Consider the following 18,513-nt stretch of genomic DNA (forward strand, 5'->3'; position numbering starts at 1 on the left):
TAAAATTGATTTAGTATCTGTAGTACTCTGGTTTGAATGGACCTTCAACTGGAACACCAATATAAGCAGCTTGATCGTCACGCAAAACTTCTAGTTCAACGCCTAATTTAGCTAAGTGTAAAGCAGCAACTTTTTCATCTAAATGTTTTGGTAACATGTAAACTTCATTTTTGTAAGCTGCACTGTTATTCCATAATTCGATTTGAGCCAAAGTTTGGTTTGTAAATGAGTTACTCATTACAAAACTTGGGTGACCTGTAGCACAACCAAGGTTTACTAAACGACCTTCAGCAAGAATGATGATGTCTTTTCCAGCGATGTTGTATTTGTCAACCTGTGGTTTGATTTCGATTTTAGATGCACCGTGGTTTTTGTTCAACCAAGCCATATCAATTTCGTTATCAAAGTGTCCGATGTTACAAACAACAGTTTTGTCTTTCATTTGCTCGAAGTGCTCTCCAAGAACGATATCTTTGTTTCCTGTAGTTGTAATGATGATATCAGCATTAGCAATTACAGTGTTTAATTTTTTAACTTCATAACCGTCCATTGCAGCTTGTAAAGCACAAATTGGATCGATTTCAGTAACAGTTACAATAGATCCAGCACCTCTAAAAGAAGCAGCAGTTCCTTTTCCAACATCACCGTATCCACAAACGATAACTCTTTTTCCAGCTAACATTAAGTCAGTTGCACGACGTACAGCATCTACAGCAGATTCTTTACAACCGTATTTGTTATCAAATTTAGATTTAGTAACAGAGTCGTTAATGTTAATTGCAGGCATTGGCAACGTTCCAGCTTTTACTCTTTCGTAAAGTCTGTGAACACCAGTTGTAGTTTCTTCAGAAAGACCTTTAATTCCAGGAACCAATTCTGGGAAACGATCAATAACCATGTTAGTTAAATCTCCACCGTCATCAAGAATCATGTTCAATGGTTTTCTGTCTTCACCAAAGAATAAAGTTTGCTCAATACACCAGTCAAATGATTCTTCGTCAAGACCTTTCCAAGCATAAACTTGAATTCCAGCAGCAGCAATAGCAGCAGCAGCTTGATCTTGAGTAGAGAAAATGTTACAAGAAGACCAAGTAACCTCTGCACCAAGAGCAATTAAAGTTTCAATTAAAACTGCAGTTTGAATCGTCATGTGTAAACATCCAGCGATACGAGCACCTTTAAGAGGTTGTTCGTCTTTATATTCAGCGCGAAGAGCCATTAAACCTGGCATTTCAGCTTCAGCTAGTTCAATTTCTTTTCTTCCCCAAGCAGCCAGAGAAATGTCTTTTACTTTGAAAGCCACATAAGGCGTAGTCGTTGTACTCATTTATAGTATATTTGTAATTGTAAAATTTTTGCAAATTTACATAATAGCTTTTTATTTTTACTACTTTCTGTCAGATTTGTGAAATCTTTAATTTCTTAATCTTTAGAATGTTAGTTAATAAAGGTTTTTAGAAGCTAATCCTGCTGTCCACTATATCTTTTATGGCGAACCCCGCCACAAAAGGATGACGTTCCCATCAGGGCTAAAAGATCTGACATTAAATTACAATTCAGTTTTTAAATCAGGAAAATAATTCATAATCCATAATTAAAAAGTAATGCCTTTATTTCAAACCATACAATTCAACGAAACCACAAAAATTTTAATTTGGGAAATAACCGAATCGTTCGATGAATTATATAGTAAGGTTACCTTAAAAGAAAAGACGCAGCGCAGGCTTGATGGAATGAAATCACAACTGCATCAGCGAGCTTTTTTAAGCGTTCGAATGCTGATTCAGGAAATGGGTTTTACAGACCATGATTTGCATTATGACGAATTTGGAAAACCTTATTTTGATTGTCATAATCATATTTCAATTACGCACTCGTACCATTTTGCGGCAATAATTGTCAGCCATGAAACCGTAGGAATCGATATGGAATTACAGCGCGAAAAAATACTTCGCATTGCAGATAAATTTGTTGATACTGAATTTGACTATTTAAATCCAGATATTTTAGAAGATTACGTAAAGAAACTTACTGTTATCTGGGGTGCAAAAGAAGCCATTTTTAAAATTAGAAACGAGAAAGGCATCAGTTTTAAAGATCATATTAGGGTTGATGATTTTTCTTTGAATAAAGCTAAAACCAACGCCAGTCTTCATTTTGATGATTTAGTGAAAGATTTTGATGTGCATTATGAAGAAATAAAATCAGATAATTTTGAGGGTAATTTTACATTAGTTTATGCTTTTGAAAAAAATAATTAAGTATTATCATTTTTTTTTCGATGTTCAAACATGTTCATGTACAAAAAAGTACTCATTTTTCTAGCACGTCTTTTTAGTATTTCGACATTTTCACCTTCAAAATATTCATCTAAAGTTTGAAACCAATGATTAAGCCAAATTCCAAATTCATTTGAGGTAATCTGCCCCTTAAAATGAGCATCAACTTCATTATGAACAGCGATAGGATTGCCATTGTATTTCTTCACGCCAAACAAATTCATTTCCCAAAAATCAGTCAGTTTTTCTAGGTGTGAATCCCAATCTTTAATCATTTCATTAAAATAAAAGCCAATTTCTTCATCGGCTCTTATTTTTTCATAGAATCGATGGACTAGAAAAGAAACATCGTCTCTATTTTCTATTTGTTTTTTACTCATGTAAGACTATTCAAAATAATAAATAAAACACTAAAAAAGGCACTTGCAAGAAGTAAGTTAAAAACCACTTTATGCTTCATTTGAGCCAAAATTGAAGTATTTACAAAGATACAAACTAAAACAATAACAGCCAGTTGTATCATTTGCGGAATAGAAGTTCCATTGGCAAGAATAAACATTGCTGCAGCGGCTCCTAAACAGCTTTGACCAATTACAGCCATTGTTGCAGAACCAATATAATTTTTGTCAAAATTTTCGAATGTTGTTTGATAAAGTGTCATGATATTAAGTTTTAGAATAACAAAGGTACAGGCACCTTGACGCTGTTATTTATGACTTAAATCATAAAACATAATCTTTTTTATCGATATACTTTTCGGTTTATTATTTTTAGTTGTCCCTTTTTTTCAAGTGCTTTTATAGCTCTAATAACAGTTTCAACACGTAGTCCGGTTAAGTCTCCAATTTGCTGTCTTGTAAAATTAATGAGATGTCCGTTTGCATCTTTTTTAAAATTAAAATAAGCAATTCCGTGATCTATTAATTTTAAAACCCGATGTTCAGGTTCATGAGTCGATATTTCTGCCGCCATTATAGATTTGTAATACAAACGCTGTGCAAGATTCTCAATTATATTAATGCTCACAGATGGGTTTTCCTGCAGCAGTTTCATAAAAGTAACTTTAGGCAGAAGAAAAATTTCAGTGTTCTCTACAGCAATAGCATTTGCTGGATATTTTTGATTTAAAAATAATGGAGGTTCTCCAAAAGACTGATCTTTATAAAATATACCCTGAATAAATTCTCTTCCATCATCATTATAATTACTCATTTTAATCTCGCCTGAAATAATTTGATAATAATGTGTTGGCAGATTTCCTTCTTCAAAAAGAATTTCATTTTTATCGATAGTCTTTCTTATCGCGTCATATTTTTCTAATAATTCGGGAGCAATCATAAAAATTGATTTAAAGCTGTTTTACAAAGATAATTCATTCAAAATAGTTCTTCGGCATTAAAAACTTTTTACTTTTACAGCCATTATGGAGCAAAAATTACTCAGTATTCATCGGCAGATTTTAGAGGCTAAGAAAAATGGACAAAAGTTATTGGCCATACTTCTAGATCCCGATAAAATTGTATGGGAAAATTTACATCATTTATTGTTTAAAATAAATGAATCTCCAGCAACTCATATTTTTGTTGGCGGAAGTATTGTTCAAAGTAATGTTCTAGAAGATCTAATACAAGAGTTAAAATTAAAGACAAACCTGCCTGTTGTTTTGTTTCCAGGAGATCCTTCACAGATTTCTTCACAAGCCGATGCTGTTTTGTTTTTGTCTTTACTTTCCGGACGTAATCCTGATTATTTAATAGAGTATCAGGTTCAGGCGGCTCCAATTCTTAAAAAAACAAATCTCGAAGTTATTTCTACAGGATATATTTTGATTGAAAGTGGTAACGAAACTGCTGTTGCGCGTGTTAGCAAAACAGAACCTCTTAGTCGCGAGAATTTTGATTTGGCACTCGCAACAGCTCAAGCAGGCGAAATGTTAGGGAATAAATTGATTTATTTAGAAGCGGGAAGCGGAGCAAAAAATCCAGTTCCACTAGAAATGATACAGTTAATTGCTCAAAATATTGAAATTCCTGTTATTGTTGGAGGAGGAATTGTAGATTTGCATTCCATTAAAAAAGCTTATAATGCTGGCGCTGATTTGGTAGTTGTAGGAACTGCTTTTGAAAATGACAGCCATTTTTTTGAATCCTAAATAAAACTTTTACAGTTTATAAAATACCGCAAAAATGATAGATTTTTTTCTTGATAGTTATAAAAATGCACCGCTTTGGCATATTGCCTTAGAGTTTTTGGTTTTTGTGTTTGGAATTTTAAGCGTTTGGTTTGCAAAAAAAGAAAACATCTTGGTTTATCCAACTGGCTTAATCGCTACGGTTATTTCAGTGTATCTTTTATATGTTGCCGGCTATATTGGCGATATGATTATAAACGGATATTTCTCGATTATGAGCATCTATGGCTGGTATGTTTGGGGAAGAGGAGGAGCAGTCGAGGATAATCTGCCAATTACCAGAACAAATTTTAATGAAAAAATAATCGGAGTCGTATTGTTTTTGATAACTGTTTTTGTAGTTTTCGGGATTTATAAATATTTCGATTACGAAATACATAATGACAATTATGTTGATATGATATCTTCTGGAATATTTTTTGCAGGGATGTGGTACATGGCCAGAAAAAAAATCGAAAACTGGACACTTTGGATTATTGGTGACATTATTGTTGTACCTCTGTACGCTTATCGCGGACTTGGAATGCTGTCACTTCAATATTTAATTTTTACAATTTTAGCTATTTCAGCTTATTTAGAATGGAGAAAAATCTTAGACAGCAAAAAACAGCTATCATAAAAATTGCTTTATTTGGCCCTGAAAGTACAGGTAAAACCACATTGGCAACACAACTTGCAGATTATTACGAAACAGAATGGGTTCCGGAATTTGCACGTGATTATCTGCAAGAAAAATGGGAAGAAAATCAGCATATTTGTGTTGAGGCAGATATGATGCCCATTGCTTATGGGCAGACCGCTCTAGAAAATCAAAAACTTTCAAAGGCAAAAAAATACTTGTTTTGCGATACCAATTTAATGGTAACCAAAGTTTTCTCTGAAATGTATTATAATGTTTGTGATCCGCTTTTAAATGAGGCGGCTCTTGAGCACGAATACGATTTATTTTTTCTTACAGACATTGATGTCCCTTGGGAAAAGGATGATATTAGAGATACACCCGAAGGAAGAGAAACAGTATTCTCTGTTTTTAAAGAAACCCTGATAAATACTAAAAAGCCCTTTATCACGCTTTCAGGTAACAAAGAAAGCCGCTTGGCAAAGGCTGTAGAAATTGTAGATAACTTAGCAATAGCTAAAAAGCATGGTTTTAGTTCTGCTGATTTTGTTCAGATATATGAACATGGTATTCCTTTTGAAAATGTTCTAAAACAGTTGGAAATTTTTAAAAGCGGAATTACAAAAAGCAGCTTAATAAATCCAGCAACTATCAATAACGGAATTTTAAGTTTATCTGATACGGAGTTTAAAGAAAAGGCTGTTTTTTTTGATGCTCAGAGAGGAAATTTAAAAATTAAAAAGTTTGTTCCAGCTTCTGGTGCAGCAACTAGAATGTTTAAGTTTTTAATCGCTTTCTTGAATGATTTTGATATTGAAAAAGAAACTATAAATGCCTATATCAATAGAAAAAATGATAAAGAGCTTGCTATTTTTATAGTGGGAATGGAGAAATTTCCTTTTTTTGAAATAGTTTATAAAAAGCTAAAAGAAGTTTATCCAGATTTTGATGCTTTAGAAAGAGACTATAAAAATTATTATTTCATAAAATTACTGTTGTCTCCAGAGTATTTTAATTCGGCAAATAAACCAAAAGCGGTTTTACCTTTTCATCTATATAAAACTCATCTTGCAAATCCAATTGAAGAGCATTTGAACGAATGCGTTCATTATGCGACAACAAATAAGAGCTCGAATTTGCATTTTACCGTTTCAGAAATTCATCAAAATTTATTTGAACAGGCCGTTGATGAGGTTAGAGGAAAAATAGAAAAATCTTCAGGAACGAAAATTAATATTGGGTATTCCTATCAAAATAAAAGCACAGATTCTATTACAGTTGATGTAAAGAACAAAATTGTGCGAAATCAAAATGAAAAGCTGATTTTTAGGCCCGGTGGACATGGAGCATTAATTGAAAACCTAAATAATCTCGATGCAGATATTATTTTTATTAAGAATATAGATAATGTCATTCAAAATCATATTGATGAAATTACGCTCTATAAAAAGACCTTGGGCGGTATTTTGATTGAAATTCAAGAAAGAGTATTCGGTTATTTAAGAGCAATTGAGAATAACGAATTAAATGAAAGTGATTTTGCTGCAATTATTGAATTTCTAGCCGAGAAGTTAAATATTAAGGTAAGTAAAGATTTTTACAAATTTACTTTTGAACATAAAATTACCAAAATTAGAGAAATCTTAGATCGGCCAATTCGAGTTTGCGGAATGGTTCGAAACGAAGGTGAACCGGGCGGAGGCCCATTTTGGGTAATGAATGACAAAGGAGAAGTTTCTCTTCAAATTGTAGAAGCCTCTCAAATTGATCTTCAAAATAAAAAACAACTTGAAATTTTAGAAGCAGCAACCCATTTTAATCCAGTTGATTTGGTTTGCGGAATTAAGAATTTTAAAGGGCAAAAGTTTAATCTTGGCCAATATATAGATCAAAATGCTGGTTTTATTGTAGAGAAAAGTGTAGAAGGCAAAGCGGTAAAAAATTATGAATTGCCGGGGTTGTGGAATGGTTCAATGGCGCATTGGCTCACTATTTTTGTTGCAGTTCCATTAATAACCTTTAATCCGGTAAAAACGGTAAACGATTTATTAAAAGCGACACATCAGCCACAATAATGGATAACGAAAAAATCATATCAGAATTAAATTTTAAGGCGGTTCGAAGCAGTGGTGCAGGCGGACAAAACGTAAATAAAGTTTCATCAAAAGTAGTTTTGACTTTTGATTTAGAAGCTTCTCAGGTATTGTCTGAAGAAGAAAAAGCGCTTTTGAAAGATAATTTATCATCTCGTTTAACATCCGAGAGCATATTGATTTTAAATTGTGACGAAGATCGAAGTCAGATTAAAAACAAAGAGATTGTTATAAAACGTTTTTTAGAAATTATAAAGAAAGGTCTATTTGTTCCTAAAGTTCGAAAAGCGACCAAAATTCCAAAATCCGTAATTAAAAAAAGAATCAAAGACAAAAAAAGTGTTTCTGAAATAAAGAAAAACAGGAAGAGACCAGAGTTTTAAAAAATGAAAAACTCAGATAAAGATAAACGGTCAAAAAGTTATTATTGGGAAATTTTAGTCATAATCTTTGGGCTTGCGCTCTTTAAGTTTGGAATCGATGATGGATTTAATGGCTCGATAGGTTATAATTCAAAACGAATGATGGGCGTGCATAATGGATATTTAAATGCGCTTTATGGTTTTTTTGCAGTCATCGGTGGTTGTTTGAGTATCTATTCAAAGAGAAAAAAATGAGTTTTTGGAATTTGGAATTTAATTTTTGGAATTTGTTTTTTAACACTACATTTGCACTGTCTCAAAGGGGTGCTCTAAATAACGAGCTGAGATCATACCCAAAGAACCTGAGCGAGTAATGTTGCTAAGGGAAAAAACGACACTATCAAGCGTGCACACTTTATTTTGTCGTGAAACATTTATTAATTTAACAAAAGAATAATTCCCCCTTTTATTCGTAATTTTTTACGAATGAAAACACTTTTTTTAGGTACTGAGGTACTAAGTTGCAAAGGTTCTAAGGTTCAAAAACTGAGCAGAACCAAATCCATTTTCTTTCTTCTTTCTTCTTTCTTCTTTACACTGGTTTCTACTGCGCAAGAACAGGATTCAACAAAAGTTACTAAACTTGATGATGTCTTAGTTTCTGCAGTTCGTGTTACTTCAAAAACGCCAGTTACATTCAGTAACATGGATAAAAAAGAAATTAAATATAGAAATCTAGGACAGGATATTCCTGTTCTTATGAACTATCTGCCATCTGTTGTTACGACTTCTGACGCTGGAAACGGAATGGGTTATACAGGAATTAGAGTTAGAGGAAGTGATGCTACGAGAGTAAACGTTACTATAAACGGAATTCCTTATAATGATGCTGAAAGTCAAGGAACTTTTTGGGTAAATATGCCTGATTTTGCTTCTTCTCTAGAGAGTTTACAGTTACAACGAGGTGTTGGAACTTCTACAAACGGATCTTCTGCGTTTGGAGCCAGCTTAAATATGCTTACAGATAATTACGCTTCTAAAGCAAATGGCGAAATTTCAAGTTCTTACGGAAGTTTTAATTCAAATAAAAATACTGTAAAATTCAGTACAGGCTTGTTAAATGATCATTTTGAGTTAGCAGGTCGTTTATCTACATTGAAATCTGATGGTTATGTAGATCGCGCCAAATCAGATCTAAAATCATATTTCTTGCAAGGAACTTACGTTGGAAAAACAACTTTGATTAAAGCTTTGGTTTTTGGAGGAACTGAAAAAACGTACCAATCTTGGAATGGAATCGATGCTGAAACTTTAAATTCAAACCGCACTTATAATTCCGCAGGAAAGTATAAAGACGAACAAGGAAATGTTAGGTTCTATGATAATGAAACAGATAATTACAATCAAGATCATTACCAATTGCATTGGAGTGAATCATGGTCTGATAAGTGGAGTACTAATCTAGCTTTTCACTATACAAAGGGATTAGGGTATTATGAAAATTATAAATATGATGAGCCAATTGAAGGATATGGGCCAATTCAGCCTACAAAACAAGTTGAGAATGATTTAGGAGAATTAGTTCCAGGAACCGATTTGATTCGTCAGAAATGGTTAGATAATGACTTTTACGGAACAACTTTTTCAGTAAAATACAAAGAAGAAAAACTAGATGTTATTATTGGCGGAGGCTGGAATAAATACGAAGGCGATCATTACGGAAAAGTAATTTGGGCAAGAAATTCAGCTCAGTCTGAATTAGGCGATCATTATTATGATGATTTCTCGACAAAAACAGACGGGAATATTTTTGCAAAAGCAAACTATCAGTTTACTGAAAAATTAAGCTTTTATGGAGATTTACAATACCGAAATGTACATTATAAAGCCAATAGCGCTCAAACTGGTTTGGTAAATGATAAGTTTAACTTTTTTAATCCAAAAGCAGGTTTAAATTTTGAGATCAATTCAAAAAACAATCTTTACTTTTCATATGCACGTGCAAATCGTGAGCCTAATAGAACAGACTACGAAGGTGGAAATGTGAAGCCTGAAAAATTAAATGATTTTGAATTGGGATGGAGATTTAATTCAGAAAAAATTCAATTGAATTCTAATTTCTACTACATGGGATATAGAGATCAATTAATATTAACGGGAAGATTAGATGATGTTGGTGCGCCTATTCGTGCTAATACTGAAAAAAGTTACCGTTTAGGATTTGAATTTGATGCGACAATTGCACTTTCAGAAAAATTTATTTTGAGACCTAATTTCACTTTAAGCAGTAATAAAAATGTTGATTTAGCTGTTGATGGACAGTATTACGGAACAACGGATATTGCTTATTCTCCAGAAGTTATTGCAGGAAATATTATAATTTATAAACCAATTGAGAATTTATATGTTTCGTTGCTGCAAAAGTATGTTGGCAAACAATACATGAATAACATCGAATTACCATCTGCAAAACTGGCTGATTATTTTGTAAACGATTTGAATGTGTCTTACGAGATTAAACCAAAATCTGTTTTTAAATCAATTATGATTACTGGTTTAGTAAACAATATTTTAGATAAAAAGTATGTTTCAAACGGGGCTATGTGGGATATTTATCCATACTATTACCCGCAGGCAGGAATCAATTTCCTAGCAGGATTAACATTAAAATTCTAAAATATTCTCTAACATAAAAAAAGCCTGANNTCAGGCTTTTTTTATGTTAGTTATAAACGCGAATTACAGTTCCGCTTACTTCAACACGATATTGTTTTAATGGATAATCTTTACCGCCAAGTCCAGTAAATAGACTGTACTCCGTTTTATCGCAAGAACAAACGGCATTTATACCGTTAATTGTCATGGCAATGCATGAGTTTAAATCCTGATTAGGACAAGCAGCATCAAAAGCATTATAGGTGCCTCCAGCATTAAAAATAATAATTCCTTTTGCTCCATAATTAGGAATTATTACACCGTTGCTCACAAATTTCAGATTGGAATAAGCCGGCAGGTTCATATCTACAGATAAATTTACAGAGTAATTTGGAATATATGGATTTTTATTGCTACGCTCGCTGTCACTGCAAGAGAAAAGGATAGAAACGAAGGCGATTATTAGAAAGATTTTTTTCATTATTTTAATAAGAATTAGTGAAACAAAAATAAATTATTTAGATTTGATTTTTATATGATTAACATATAATTATGTACTACAAAAAATAATAGTATATTTGTAATACAAAATCCCGTCCCGATGGGATTTTTTCTATTTATATAAACGATGAAGTTATGAGTAAAGTATCTTATTATACCGCAGAAGGATTAAAAAAGTTAAAAGATGAATTGGAGCATTTAAAGAGTGTAATGCGTCCAAAAGCATCTCAAGATATAGCAGAAGCAAGAGATAAAGGTGACTTATCTGAAAATGCTGAGTATGATGCTGCAAAAGAAGCACAAGGTTTATTAGAAATGAGAATTGCTAAACTTGAAGAAGTATATGCAAATGCAAGATTAATTGATGAATCTCAACTTGATGTTTCGAAAGCTTTGGTACTTTCTAATGTAAAAATTAAAAATCAAAGCAACGGAATGGAGATGAAGTATACTCTTGTTGCTGAAAGTGAAGCCGATTTAAAAACAGGGAAAATCTCTGTAACTTCTCCTATTGGAAAAGGGTTATTAGGAAAATCTGTTGGTGAAGTAGCTGAGATTACGGTACCAAATGGTGTTTTAAAATTTGAAATTCTTGAAATTTCAAGAGACTAAATTTTCTTTAGTTTAATCGGTTAATTGTTTAATCGGTTAAACGGATAAACGATTAAACAAATAAACGATGTCAATATTCACTAAAATAGTAAACGGAGAAATTCCAGCTTATAAAATCGCTGAAGATGATAACTATTTGGCTTTTTTAGATGTAAATCCTAATGCAAAAGGACATACACTTTGTATTCCAAAACAAGAAATCGATAAGATTTTTGATATGGATGACGAATTGTATTTAGGATTAATGAAGTTTTCGAAAAGAATTGCAGCGGCGCTGGAAAAAACAGTTCCATGTAAAAGAATTGGAATGGCAGTTGTAGGTTTAGAAGTTCCTCATGCACACGTACATCTAATTCCGCTTAACGAAATGGATGAGATGCGTTTTCATAATAAAGTAAAACTTTCAAAAGAAGAATTCGAGGCTTTGGCAAAAGACATTCAATCTAATCTTTAAAAAGTACAAAAAAATTAAAAACACCAATTCGATTTTGAATTGGTGTTTTTTTTATGTCTATTTTTTTTAAACAAGAGTGTTTATTTTATAACTGATTTGAAAAGTAGTTCCTTTCCCAATTTCAGAATGAAGCACTTTGATCTTTCCATTGTGATATTCTTCAACAATTCTTTTAGTCAAAGAAAGCCCCAAGCCCCAGCCTCTTTTTTTAGTAGTAAAACCAGGTTCAAAAATAGTTTTGAATTGATTTTTAGAAATGCCGCTTCCAGAATCTTTTACATTTATTTTTACATGATGAGAATCTAATTCTATCTGAAGATCAAGATTTCCCTTTCCTTTCATTGCATCAATTGCATTTTTAATTAAATTTTCAATAGTCCAGCTGTGCAGCGTGGGATTAATCAGAACAAAAATTTGTTTTTCAGGAGCCTGATACGAAAACGAAACCTGCTTAGAAAATCTCGATTGCAAATATTCATAGGTATTCAAAGTTTCTGCCACAATATCATTTGGTTCTAAAACAGGAACAGAACCAATTTTAGAAAAACGATCTGTTATGGTTTGCAAACGCTCAACATCTTTTTCGATTTCAGCTGTAATAGATTGATCGATTTCTTCCGTTTTTAAAATTTCAACCCAGCCTATTAATGATGATAATGGAGTTCCAATTTGGTGTGCTGTTTCCTTTGCCATTCCGGCCCATAATTTATTCTGAGTTGCCATTTTTGTGCTTTTGTAAAAATTGTAGATCAAAGCACCGCACAAAAAAATAATCAATAATAAAGCTACAGGATAATATTTTAATTTATTGATCAAAGCCGAATTGCCATAGTAGATCTGTTGAAATTTACCAGGAGCATATTCAATTATAACAGGATCATTTTCGTTTTTAAGATTGTTTAAAAATTTAACAGACTCTTTTCTATCATTAATTATGTGTTCAGGAATATTTACTGAGCTTATAACTTTGTCATACATTACTAACATTACTGGTACAGAAGTATTGTTGTTTATGATTTCAAGAGGTAAATCAAGATCAGTATTTTCATCTGCATTAATTAATGTTTTTTGAGCATTAGCCCAAAGATTCATTTTTAACCTTTCCTCATTTTTAAAGATTTGGAAAAAAGTATAAGTATTCCAAAGAATCAAAGAAATGATTAAGAAGGAAATAAAAATAATGATCCAACGGGTTGTATTTCTACTTTCAGAAAAACGCATAAACTAATTTTTGAGGTATAAATATAACGAAATAAACGCATTTTATATTTCGCAGAACTTTAAAGATTTTTTGTTTTTATCTTGCAAAACTATTTCTCGAAGTTAAACGATTTATATACTTTTGTAAGCCCGAAGTTGAGGTTCGGTTAAATGGAGAAATTATGATCAGCATAGACCCAAAAGAGATAACGACAGTAAAACTGCAAGGATATTTGCAAAGTGCCGTAGGCCCAAGGCCAATTGCTTTTGCAAGCACCATAAGTGTAAATGGAGTTCCAAATTTATCTCCCTTTAGTTTCTTTAATGTGTTTAGCGCTAATCCGCCAATTTTAGTTTTTTCTCCATCAAGACGTGTTCGTGATAATACCATAAAACACACCTTGATAAATGCTGAAGCAACTCGTGAAGTAGTAATTAATGTGGTTAATTACGATTTGGTGCAGCAAACATCATTGGCAAGCACAGAATATGGAGATTGTGTAAACGAGTTTATAAAAGCAGGTTTAACCCAAATTCCTTCAGATTTTGTAAAACCATATAGAGTAAAAGAATCTCCGGTTCAGTTTGAATGTAAGGTAACTCAGATTATTCCTCTAGGAACCGAAGGCGGAGCAGGGAATTTGATCCTTTGTGAAGTAGTTAAAATTCATATTCATGAAGCAATTCTTGATGAAAACGGAGCAATCGATCAACATAAAATCGATTTGGTTTCACGACTTGGCGGAAATTGGTATTCTAGATCGAATCAAGGGTTATTTGAAGTACAAAAACCGCTAACAACTTTAGGTGTTGGTGTTGATGCAATTCCGGATTATATCAGACAAAGCCCTGTGTTTAATGGGAATGACCTTGGGAAATTAGGTAATATTGAATCCTTGCCTACAAAAGAAGAAGTTAGTATATTTGTGAAAGAAAATTTTGCTGTAAAAGGAGTTTTAAGTTCAGACGATCAGAAAAAAATCCATTTAGAAGCAAAAAAATATCTCGATAAAGAAGATATTACCTCGGCTTGGAAAGTGCTTTTAGCTAAAAAATAAGAATAGAAACAATAATTAATATAGACGAAGATGGAAGTTATAGGAAAAGTAAAAGTGGTTAATCCTGAGCAGCAAGTTAGTGCTTCATTCAAAAAAAGAGAACTAGTAGTTACTACAGATGAGCAGTATCCACAGCACATTTTAATCGAATTTACACAAGATAAATGCGATTTATTAAGCAGCTATAAGCAAGGAGAGGCAGTAAAAGTTTCTATCAACTTAAGAGGAAGAGAATGGGTTAATCCACAAGGAGAAACTAGATATTTTAATAGTATTCAAGGTTGGAGAATCGAAAGACTTGCACCAGAAGGTCCTGCACAAACTCCAGCAATGCCGGCAGCAGAAGCTTTTGCTCCAGCAACAAATTTAAACGAAGACGAACCAGACGATTTACCGTTCTAAGAGTTTAAAATTCAATTTATTAAATTCCAAATTCCAATTCATTTTCGTGAATTTGGGATTTGGAATTTTATTTTTATTTGAAGTTTATGTCATTTCGACCGAAGGGAGAAATCGCACAAGTAATTCTGTAAAGTGAATTGACAATCTTTGTCTAGTTTCGTTTGTGATTTCTCCCTTCGGTCGAAATGACAACATTGTGATAAATTGAAATTTAGCATTTAATTTTATTGGAATTTAAAAAAGATGTACTACGTATTTGAAGATCTATTTTTTCCGCCAGTTTCAGAAGCTGATGAAGAGGGAATTCTTGCAATTGGAGGAGACTTAAATCCAGAGCGGTTAAAGCTCGCATACAGGAACGGAATTTTTCCGTGGTTTAATGAGGGTGAACCAATACTTTGGTGGTCGCCAGATCCAAGAATGGTTTTGTTTTTAGATGAATTAATAGTGTCTAAAAGCATGCGGAACATTTTAAATAGAAATCAATTTAAAGTCACTTTTAATCAAAATTTTGAAGACGTGATTTCAAATTGTCAGAAGATAAAAAGAGACGGACAAAACGGAACCTGGATTTCGAACCAAATGATTGAAGCTTATTGTAAACTTCATGCTCAGGGAATTGCAAAATCCGTAGAAGTCTGGCAAGATGAAGAACTGGTTGGTGGTTTGTACGGAATAGATTTAGGACATATTTTTTGCGGTGAAAGTATGTTTTCTAAAGTTTCAAATGCTTCAAAAATTGCTTTTATAGCTTTAGTGAATTATCTAGAAAAAGAGAATTACAAATTACTAGACTGTCAAGTTTACAATCCGCATTTAGAGAGTTTGGGTTGTCGCGAAATTGATCGCGATGAATTTATAACGATTTTAAAAAGTTAATAAAATGAGTACAGTTCATATTGTAAAGGAAATCTATATTTATCCGATTAAAAGCTTGGCAGGAATCAGCCTTCAATCTGCTTTGGCTGAAGAAATGGGATTTGAAAACGATCGCAGATGGATGCTTATTGACGCAGATAATCAAATGATTACACAAAGAGAACATCGCAATATGAGCCAGTTTTATCCGAAGATTTTAGATGAAAAAATCAGTATTACTTTTAAAGATCAAAAACATGAGTTTTCTATCAATGAACATTTAGGCAATTCGCTGGAAGTGAATGTTTGGGATGATAAAAGTGAAGTGGTTGAAGTGAATCAAGCAACTTCAAAATGGTTCAGCCAGCATTTGGGTTTCGAATGTAAATTAGTAAAAATTCTAAAAAATGGAGATCGTAAACATGAAAGTTCCAGAGTAAAAGAAACTTTCAATGTAAGCTTAGCAGATGGTTATCCTTATTTATTAATTGGTACAAAAAGCTTGGACTTTTTGAATGATAAACTAGATGAAAAAATCACCATAAAAAGGTTTCGCCCCAACATTGTTGTAAGCAGTGAAAATCCTCATGAAGAAGATGATTTTACTACTTTTTCCATTGGAGAAGTTCAATTTAAAAACATAAAACCCTGCGGAAGATGCATTATGGTGAATAATGATCCAGAAAACGGGCGACTGAAAAAAGAACCTTTAAAAACATTAAGTAAATACAGAAATGTAGATAATTCAGTTTTATTCGGAACCAATATTGTGGGATTGAATTCTGGAATTGTTAAGGTAGGAGATGCACTTGTTTTCTAGAAGTTCAACTTTGTAAAATTCCACTTCAAAGTATTAAAAATGATTATTTCATTTTTTAAAGTTGGCAGCTCTAAAATTAATTTTAAGGTTTCATGCGCCATCATATTTCCAATAATTCCAGGTAATGTTCCTAAAACTCCATTCAAATTGCAATTCGGAACATCTTTCGGATCAGGCATTTCGGGAAATAAGTCACGTAAATTTTTACTTTCGTTGTGATTAAAAACGGCAATTTGTCCTTCAAATCTCAAAATACTGCCATAAACCAAAGGTTTGTTGAGTTGAACGCAAGTATCATTTACCAGATAACGAGTAGTAAAATTATCAGAACCATCTACAATTATATCATATTGCTTAATGACTTTTGACGCATTTTCTAAAGTTAATTTCTCGGTAATAGCAGCAACTTCAATAAGCGGATTTAATCTTGAAACGACTTCTTTTGCCGCAATTGCTTTTTGCTGACCAATTTCATTTTCGGTATACAAAATTTGTCTGTGAAGATTGTGAATTTCAATGGTATCAAAATCCATAATTCCAATATAACCAACTCCAGCAGTGGCAATATATTGCAAAATAGGGCAGCCTAAACCGCCGGCACCAATTACTAAAACACGTGCTTTTTTTAATTTTTCCTGACCTTCATCACCAATTTCAGGCAACATGGTTTGTCTGTTGTAACGTAAAAATTCTTGTATAATGCTCATTTTAATTTAGTCTTAAAGTTTTTAAAGTCGAAAGTTGAAAGTCAAAAGTTTTGGGCTTTATGACTTTAGGCTTTCAAACTTTTGACTATATACTTTGTCCCAATCTTTCCAAATAGGCTCGTAACCCTTACTTTTTATGATTTGTGTAATTTCATCTGCAGAACGTTCATCGCTGATTTCGAATTGCTCTAATGATTGCGGGTCAACAACATATCCGCCTGGATTTGTTTTCGAGCCTGCACTCATGCTGGTAACGCCAATGGGAATAATATTGTTTCTGAATTTTTCGTTTTCTCTCGTTGAAATTGAAATTTCCAAATCTTCATTCCATAAACGATAAGCACAAATTAACTGTGTCAAATCTTTATCGTCCATTATAAAATTTGGTTCGATAATTCCTTCAGCAGGACGAAGGCGAGGGAAGGAAACAGAATATTTAGTCTGCCAGTATTTTTTTTGAAGATAATCTAAATGCAAAGCGTTAAAAAAACTATCCGTTCGCCAGTCTTCTAAACCCAATAAAACACCTAACCCAATTTTATGAATTCCAGCAGTTCCAATTCGATCTGGAGTCTCCAGTCTATAGTCAAAATTTGATTTCTTGCCTTTTGTATGGTATTTTTTGTAAACTTCTTGATGGTAAGTTTCCTGATAAACCAAAACAGAATATACACCAGCATTGTGCAATCTTTCATAATCTTCTGTAGAAAGCGGTTGCACTTCAACAGAAATGATCGAAAAATCGTTTTTGATAAGGTTTATCGCGTTTAGAAAATAATTAATGTTTACAGTATAATTTGCTTCACCTGTAACGAGTAAAACGTGATCAAAACCTGTATTTTTTAAAGCTTCGACTTCGAGTTTTATTTCGGTATCAGATAATGTTTTTCTTTTGATTTTATTGTCTAAACTAAATCCGCAATAAGTGCAAATGTTTTGACATTCGTTGCTTAAATAAAGCGGCGCATACATTTGGATGGTTTTCCCGAAACGCTTTTTGGTGATTTCATGGCATTTTTGCGCCATTTCTTCCAGATAATTTTGAGCTATGGGCGAAATTAAAACCAAGAAATCATCGAGACCATATTTAGTTTTAGCTAAAGTGCGCTCGACATCTTTTGATGTGGTTTGGTATATTCTGGACTGGATATCATCCCAATTATATTGCTCAAAAATAGATTTGAATGTTTTCATTTTATTTTTTTTATTTCATGCAGATTTTCATGAATATATCAGATTTTGTTTGCGACTCGATGTATATTATCTAGGATGTTTATACAATTAAAATTGACTAATAATCCGAGTTTTTTGTTTGTTAGTTTTAAATAGGTATTTAGTTGTTTAAAGTGAATAGATTTAAGCTCTTCAACGGATTTTAATTCAACAATTACTTTGTGTTCGACTAGTAAATCTATTCGGAAAGTGATATCTAATTCTACATTATTATAATTAACCGGAATATTAACTTGTTTGATGGTATTTAATCCATCTTTATTTAATTGATAATATAAGGCGCTTTCATAAACTGATTCTAATAATCCGGGGCCTAGGGTGTTGTATACTGTAAAAATAGCACCTCTAACTTTATATGAAATTTCATTTTCTGACATAATCGTGATTTTAACTTTAAATCAAATCTAACGAAATTTCCTACTTTTAAAGTGTTTTTCTCGCAGATTTGGCAGATTAAGCAGATTATTTT

Annotated in this window: 22 protein-coding genes; 13 read left to right on the forward strand and 9 right to left on the reverse strand. The window is 32.6% G+C overall.

All coding sequences use genetic code 11. From position 1 onward, the window contains the following. Positions 1 to 10: 10 nt before the first annotated feature. Complete coding sequence (ahcY, locus tag B0A75_RS02210) at positions 11 to 1,327, reverse strand: adenosylhomocysteinase (RefSeq protein ID WP_089052655.1); 1,317 nt, start codon at positions 1,325 to 1,327, stop codon at positions 11 to 13. A gap of 277 nt (positions 1,328 to 1,604) precedes the next feature. Between ahcY and B0A75_RS02215 the strand changes: the two genes are divergently transcribed. Further along, the gene (locus B0A75_RS02215; protein ID WP_089052656.1) at positions 1,605 to 2,261 is read left to right on the forward strand and encodes a 4'-phosphopantetheinyl transferase family protein; all 657 of its coding nucleotides are present in this window, start codon (positions 1,605 to 1,607) and stop codon (positions 2,259 to 2,261) included. Here the strand turns inward: B0A75_RS02215 and B0A75_RS02220 are convergent. The 3 genes from B0A75_RS02220 to B0A75_RS02230 form a co-directional block, all read right to left on the reverse strand. Next, positions 2,258 to 2,659 (reverse strand): group III truncated hemoglobin, encoded by a 402-nt coding sequence (locus B0A75_RS02220; protein ID WP_089052657.1) that lies wholly within the window; start codon positions 2,657 to 2,659, stop codon positions 2,258 to 2,260. The two genes, B0A75_RS02215 and B0A75_RS02220, sit on opposite strands and share 4 nt — an antisense overlap. Beyond that, positions 2,656 to 2,940 (reverse strand): hypothetical protein, encoded by a 285-nt coding sequence (locus B0A75_RS02225; RefSeq protein WP_089052658.1) that lies wholly within the window; start codon positions 2,938 to 2,940, stop codon positions 2,656 to 2,658. The genes B0A75_RS02220 and B0A75_RS02225 overlap by 4 nt, the downstream gene beginning before the upstream one ends. An 80-nt stretch (positions 2,941 to 3,020) precedes the next feature. After that, positions 3,021 to 3,617: a Crp/Fnr family transcriptional regulator gene (locus tag B0A75_RS02230; RefSeq protein WP_089052659.1), complete on the reverse strand. Its 597-nt coding sequence runs from the start codon at positions 3,615 to 3,617 to the stop codon at positions 3,021 to 3,023. A gap of 85 nt (positions 3,618 to 3,702) precedes the next feature. On the opposite strand from B0A75_RS02230, the gene B0A75_RS02235 reads away from it, so the two are divergent. The 6 genes from B0A75_RS02235 to B0A75_RS02260 all read left to right on the forward strand — a co-directional run bounded on the left by B0A75_RS02235 (position 3,703) and on the right by B0A75_RS02260 (position 10,220). Then, complete coding sequence (locus B0A75_RS02235) at positions 3,703 to 4,431, forward strand: geranylgeranylglyceryl/heptaprenylglyceryl phosphate synthase (RefSeq protein ID WP_089052660.1); 729 nt, start codon at positions 3,703 to 3,705, stop codon at positions 4,429 to 4,431. A 34-nt stretch (positions 4,432 to 4,465) separates the two neighbouring features. After that, the gene (pnuC, locus tag B0A75_RS02240; RefSeq protein WP_089052661.1) at positions 4,466 to 5,089 is read left to right on the forward strand and encodes a nicotinamide riboside transporter PnuC; all 624 of its coding nucleotides are present in this window, start codon (positions 4,466 to 4,468) and stop codon (positions 5,087 to 5,089) included. Further along, positions 5,050 to 7,164: a DUF4301 family protein gene (locus B0A75_RS02245; protein WP_089052662.1), complete on the forward strand. Its 2,115-nt coding sequence runs from the start codon at positions 5,050 to 5,052 to the stop codon at positions 7,162 to 7,164. Before pnuC ends, B0A75_RS02245 begins: the two co-directional genes overlap by 40 nt. Then, positions 7,164 to 7,565, forward strand: a complete 402-nt coding sequence (arfB, locus tag B0A75_RS02250; RefSeq protein WP_089052663.1) for an alternative ribosome rescue aminoacyl-tRNA hydrolase ArfB — start codon at positions 7,164 to 7,166, stop codon at positions 7,563 to 7,565. The genes B0A75_RS02245 and arfB overlap by 1 nt, the downstream gene beginning before the upstream one ends. 3 nt (positions 7,566 to 7,568) lie before the next feature. After that, positions 7,569 to 7,799, forward strand: coding sequence for a hypothetical protein (locus B0A75_RS02255; protein WP_089052664.1), 231 nt, complete (start codon positions 7,569 to 7,571; stop codon positions 7,797 to 7,799). Positions 7,800 to 8,030: 231 nt separating this feature from the next. Further along, positions 8,031 to 10,220, forward strand: a complete 2,190-nt coding sequence (locus tag B0A75_RS02260) for a TonB-dependent receptor (RefSeq protein ID WP_089052665.1) — start codon at positions 8,031 to 8,033, stop codon at positions 10,218 to 10,220. A 46-nt stretch (positions 10,221 to 10,266) separates the two neighbouring features. On the opposite strand, the gene B0A75_RS02265 is transcribed toward B0A75_RS02260, so the two are convergent. Beyond that, a complete protein-coding gene (locus B0A75_RS02265) occupies positions 10,267 to 10,680 on the reverse strand; it encodes a Rieske (2Fe-2S) protein (protein WP_089052666.1) in 414 nt (137 codons plus the stop codon). A 155-nt stretch (positions 10,681 to 10,835) separates the two neighbouring features. Here B0A75_RS02265 and greA point away from each other — a divergent pair, with 155 nt between their 5' ends. Beyond that, positions 10,836 to 11,312: a transcription elongation factor GreA gene (gene greA, locus B0A75_RS02270; protein ID WP_089052667.1), complete on the forward strand. Its 477-nt coding sequence runs from the start codon at positions 10,836 to 10,838 to the stop codon at positions 11,310 to 11,312. Between the two features lie 67 nt (positions 11,313 to 11,379). After that, on the forward strand, positions 11,380 to 11,766 hold the full coding sequence (locus B0A75_RS02275) for an HIT family protein (RefSeq protein ID WP_089052668.1): 387 nt from the start codon (positions 11,380 to 11,382) through the stop codon (positions 11,764 to 11,766). A 66-nt stretch (positions 11,767 to 11,832) separates the two neighbouring features. Here B0A75_RS02275 and B0A75_RS02280 read toward each other — a convergent pair whose 3' ends face one another. Next, positions 11,833 to 12,987 (reverse strand): sensor histidine kinase, encoded by a 1,155-nt coding sequence (locus tag B0A75_RS02280; protein ID WP_089052669.1) that lies wholly within the window; start codon positions 12,985 to 12,987, stop codon positions 11,833 to 11,835. Between the two features lie 161 nt (positions 12,988 to 13,148). On the opposite strand from B0A75_RS02280, the gene B0A75_RS02285 reads away from it, so the two are divergent. The 4 genes from B0A75_RS02285 to B0A75_RS02300 all read left to right on the forward strand — a co-directional run bounded on the left by B0A75_RS02285 (position 13,149) and on the right by B0A75_RS02300 (position 16,104). Next, positions 13,149 to 14,024: a flavin reductase family protein gene (locus B0A75_RS02285; RefSeq protein WP_089052670.1), complete on the forward strand. Its 876-nt coding sequence runs from the start codon at positions 13,149 to 13,151 to the stop codon at positions 14,022 to 14,024. Positions 14,025 to 14,054: 30 nt separating this feature from the next. Next, entirely contained in the window at positions 14,055 to 14,426 is a 372-nt protein-coding gene (locus B0A75_RS02290) for a DUF3127 domain-containing protein (RefSeq protein ID WP_089052671.1), read from the forward strand. A gap of 243 nt (positions 14,427 to 14,669) precedes the next feature. Beyond that, on the forward strand, positions 14,670 to 15,305 hold the full coding sequence (gene aat, locus B0A75_RS02295; protein WP_089052672.1) for a leucyl/phenylalanyl-tRNA--protein transferase: 636 nt from the start codon (positions 14,670 to 14,672) through the stop codon (positions 15,303 to 15,305). A gap of 4 nt (positions 15,306 to 15,309) precedes the next feature. After that, on the forward strand, positions 15,310 to 16,104 hold the full coding sequence (locus B0A75_RS02300) for an MOSC domain-containing protein (RefSeq protein WP_089052673.1): 795 nt from the start codon (positions 15,310 to 15,312) through the stop codon (positions 16,102 to 16,104). Here the strand turns inward: B0A75_RS02300 and B0A75_RS02305 are convergent. Genes B0A75_RS02305 through B0A75_RS02315 form a run of 3 tightly spaced genes read right to left on the reverse strand, consistent with a single transcriptional unit; the run spans position 16,101 to position 18,421 of the window. Further along, complete coding sequence (locus tag B0A75_RS02305; RefSeq protein ID WP_089052674.1) at positions 16,101 to 16,811, reverse strand: HesA/MoeB/ThiF family protein; 711 nt, start codon at positions 16,809 to 16,811, stop codon at positions 16,101 to 16,103. The two genes, B0A75_RS02300 and B0A75_RS02305, sit on opposite strands and share 4 nt — an antisense overlap. 57 nt (positions 16,812 to 16,868) lie before the next feature. Continuing rightward, the gene (gene thiH / locus B0A75_RS02310) at positions 16,869 to 18,005 is read right to left on the reverse strand and encodes a 2-iminoacetate synthase ThiH (RefSeq protein ID WP_089052675.1); all 1,137 of its coding nucleotides are present in this window, start codon (positions 18,003 to 18,005) and stop codon (positions 16,869 to 16,871) included. Positions 18,006 to 18,043: 38 nt separating this feature from the next. After that, complete coding sequence (locus tag B0A75_RS02315) at positions 18,044 to 18,421, reverse strand: GxxExxY protein (protein ID WP_089052676.1); 378 nt, start codon at positions 18,419 to 18,421, stop codon at positions 18,044 to 18,046. Positions 18,422 to 18,513 lie beyond the last annotated feature (92 nt).

The organism is Flavobacterium oncorhynchi (genome assembly GCF_002217355.1).
GTDB lineage: Bacteria > Bacteroidota > Bacteroidia > Flavobacteriales > Flavobacteriaceae > Flavobacterium > Flavobacterium oncorhynchi.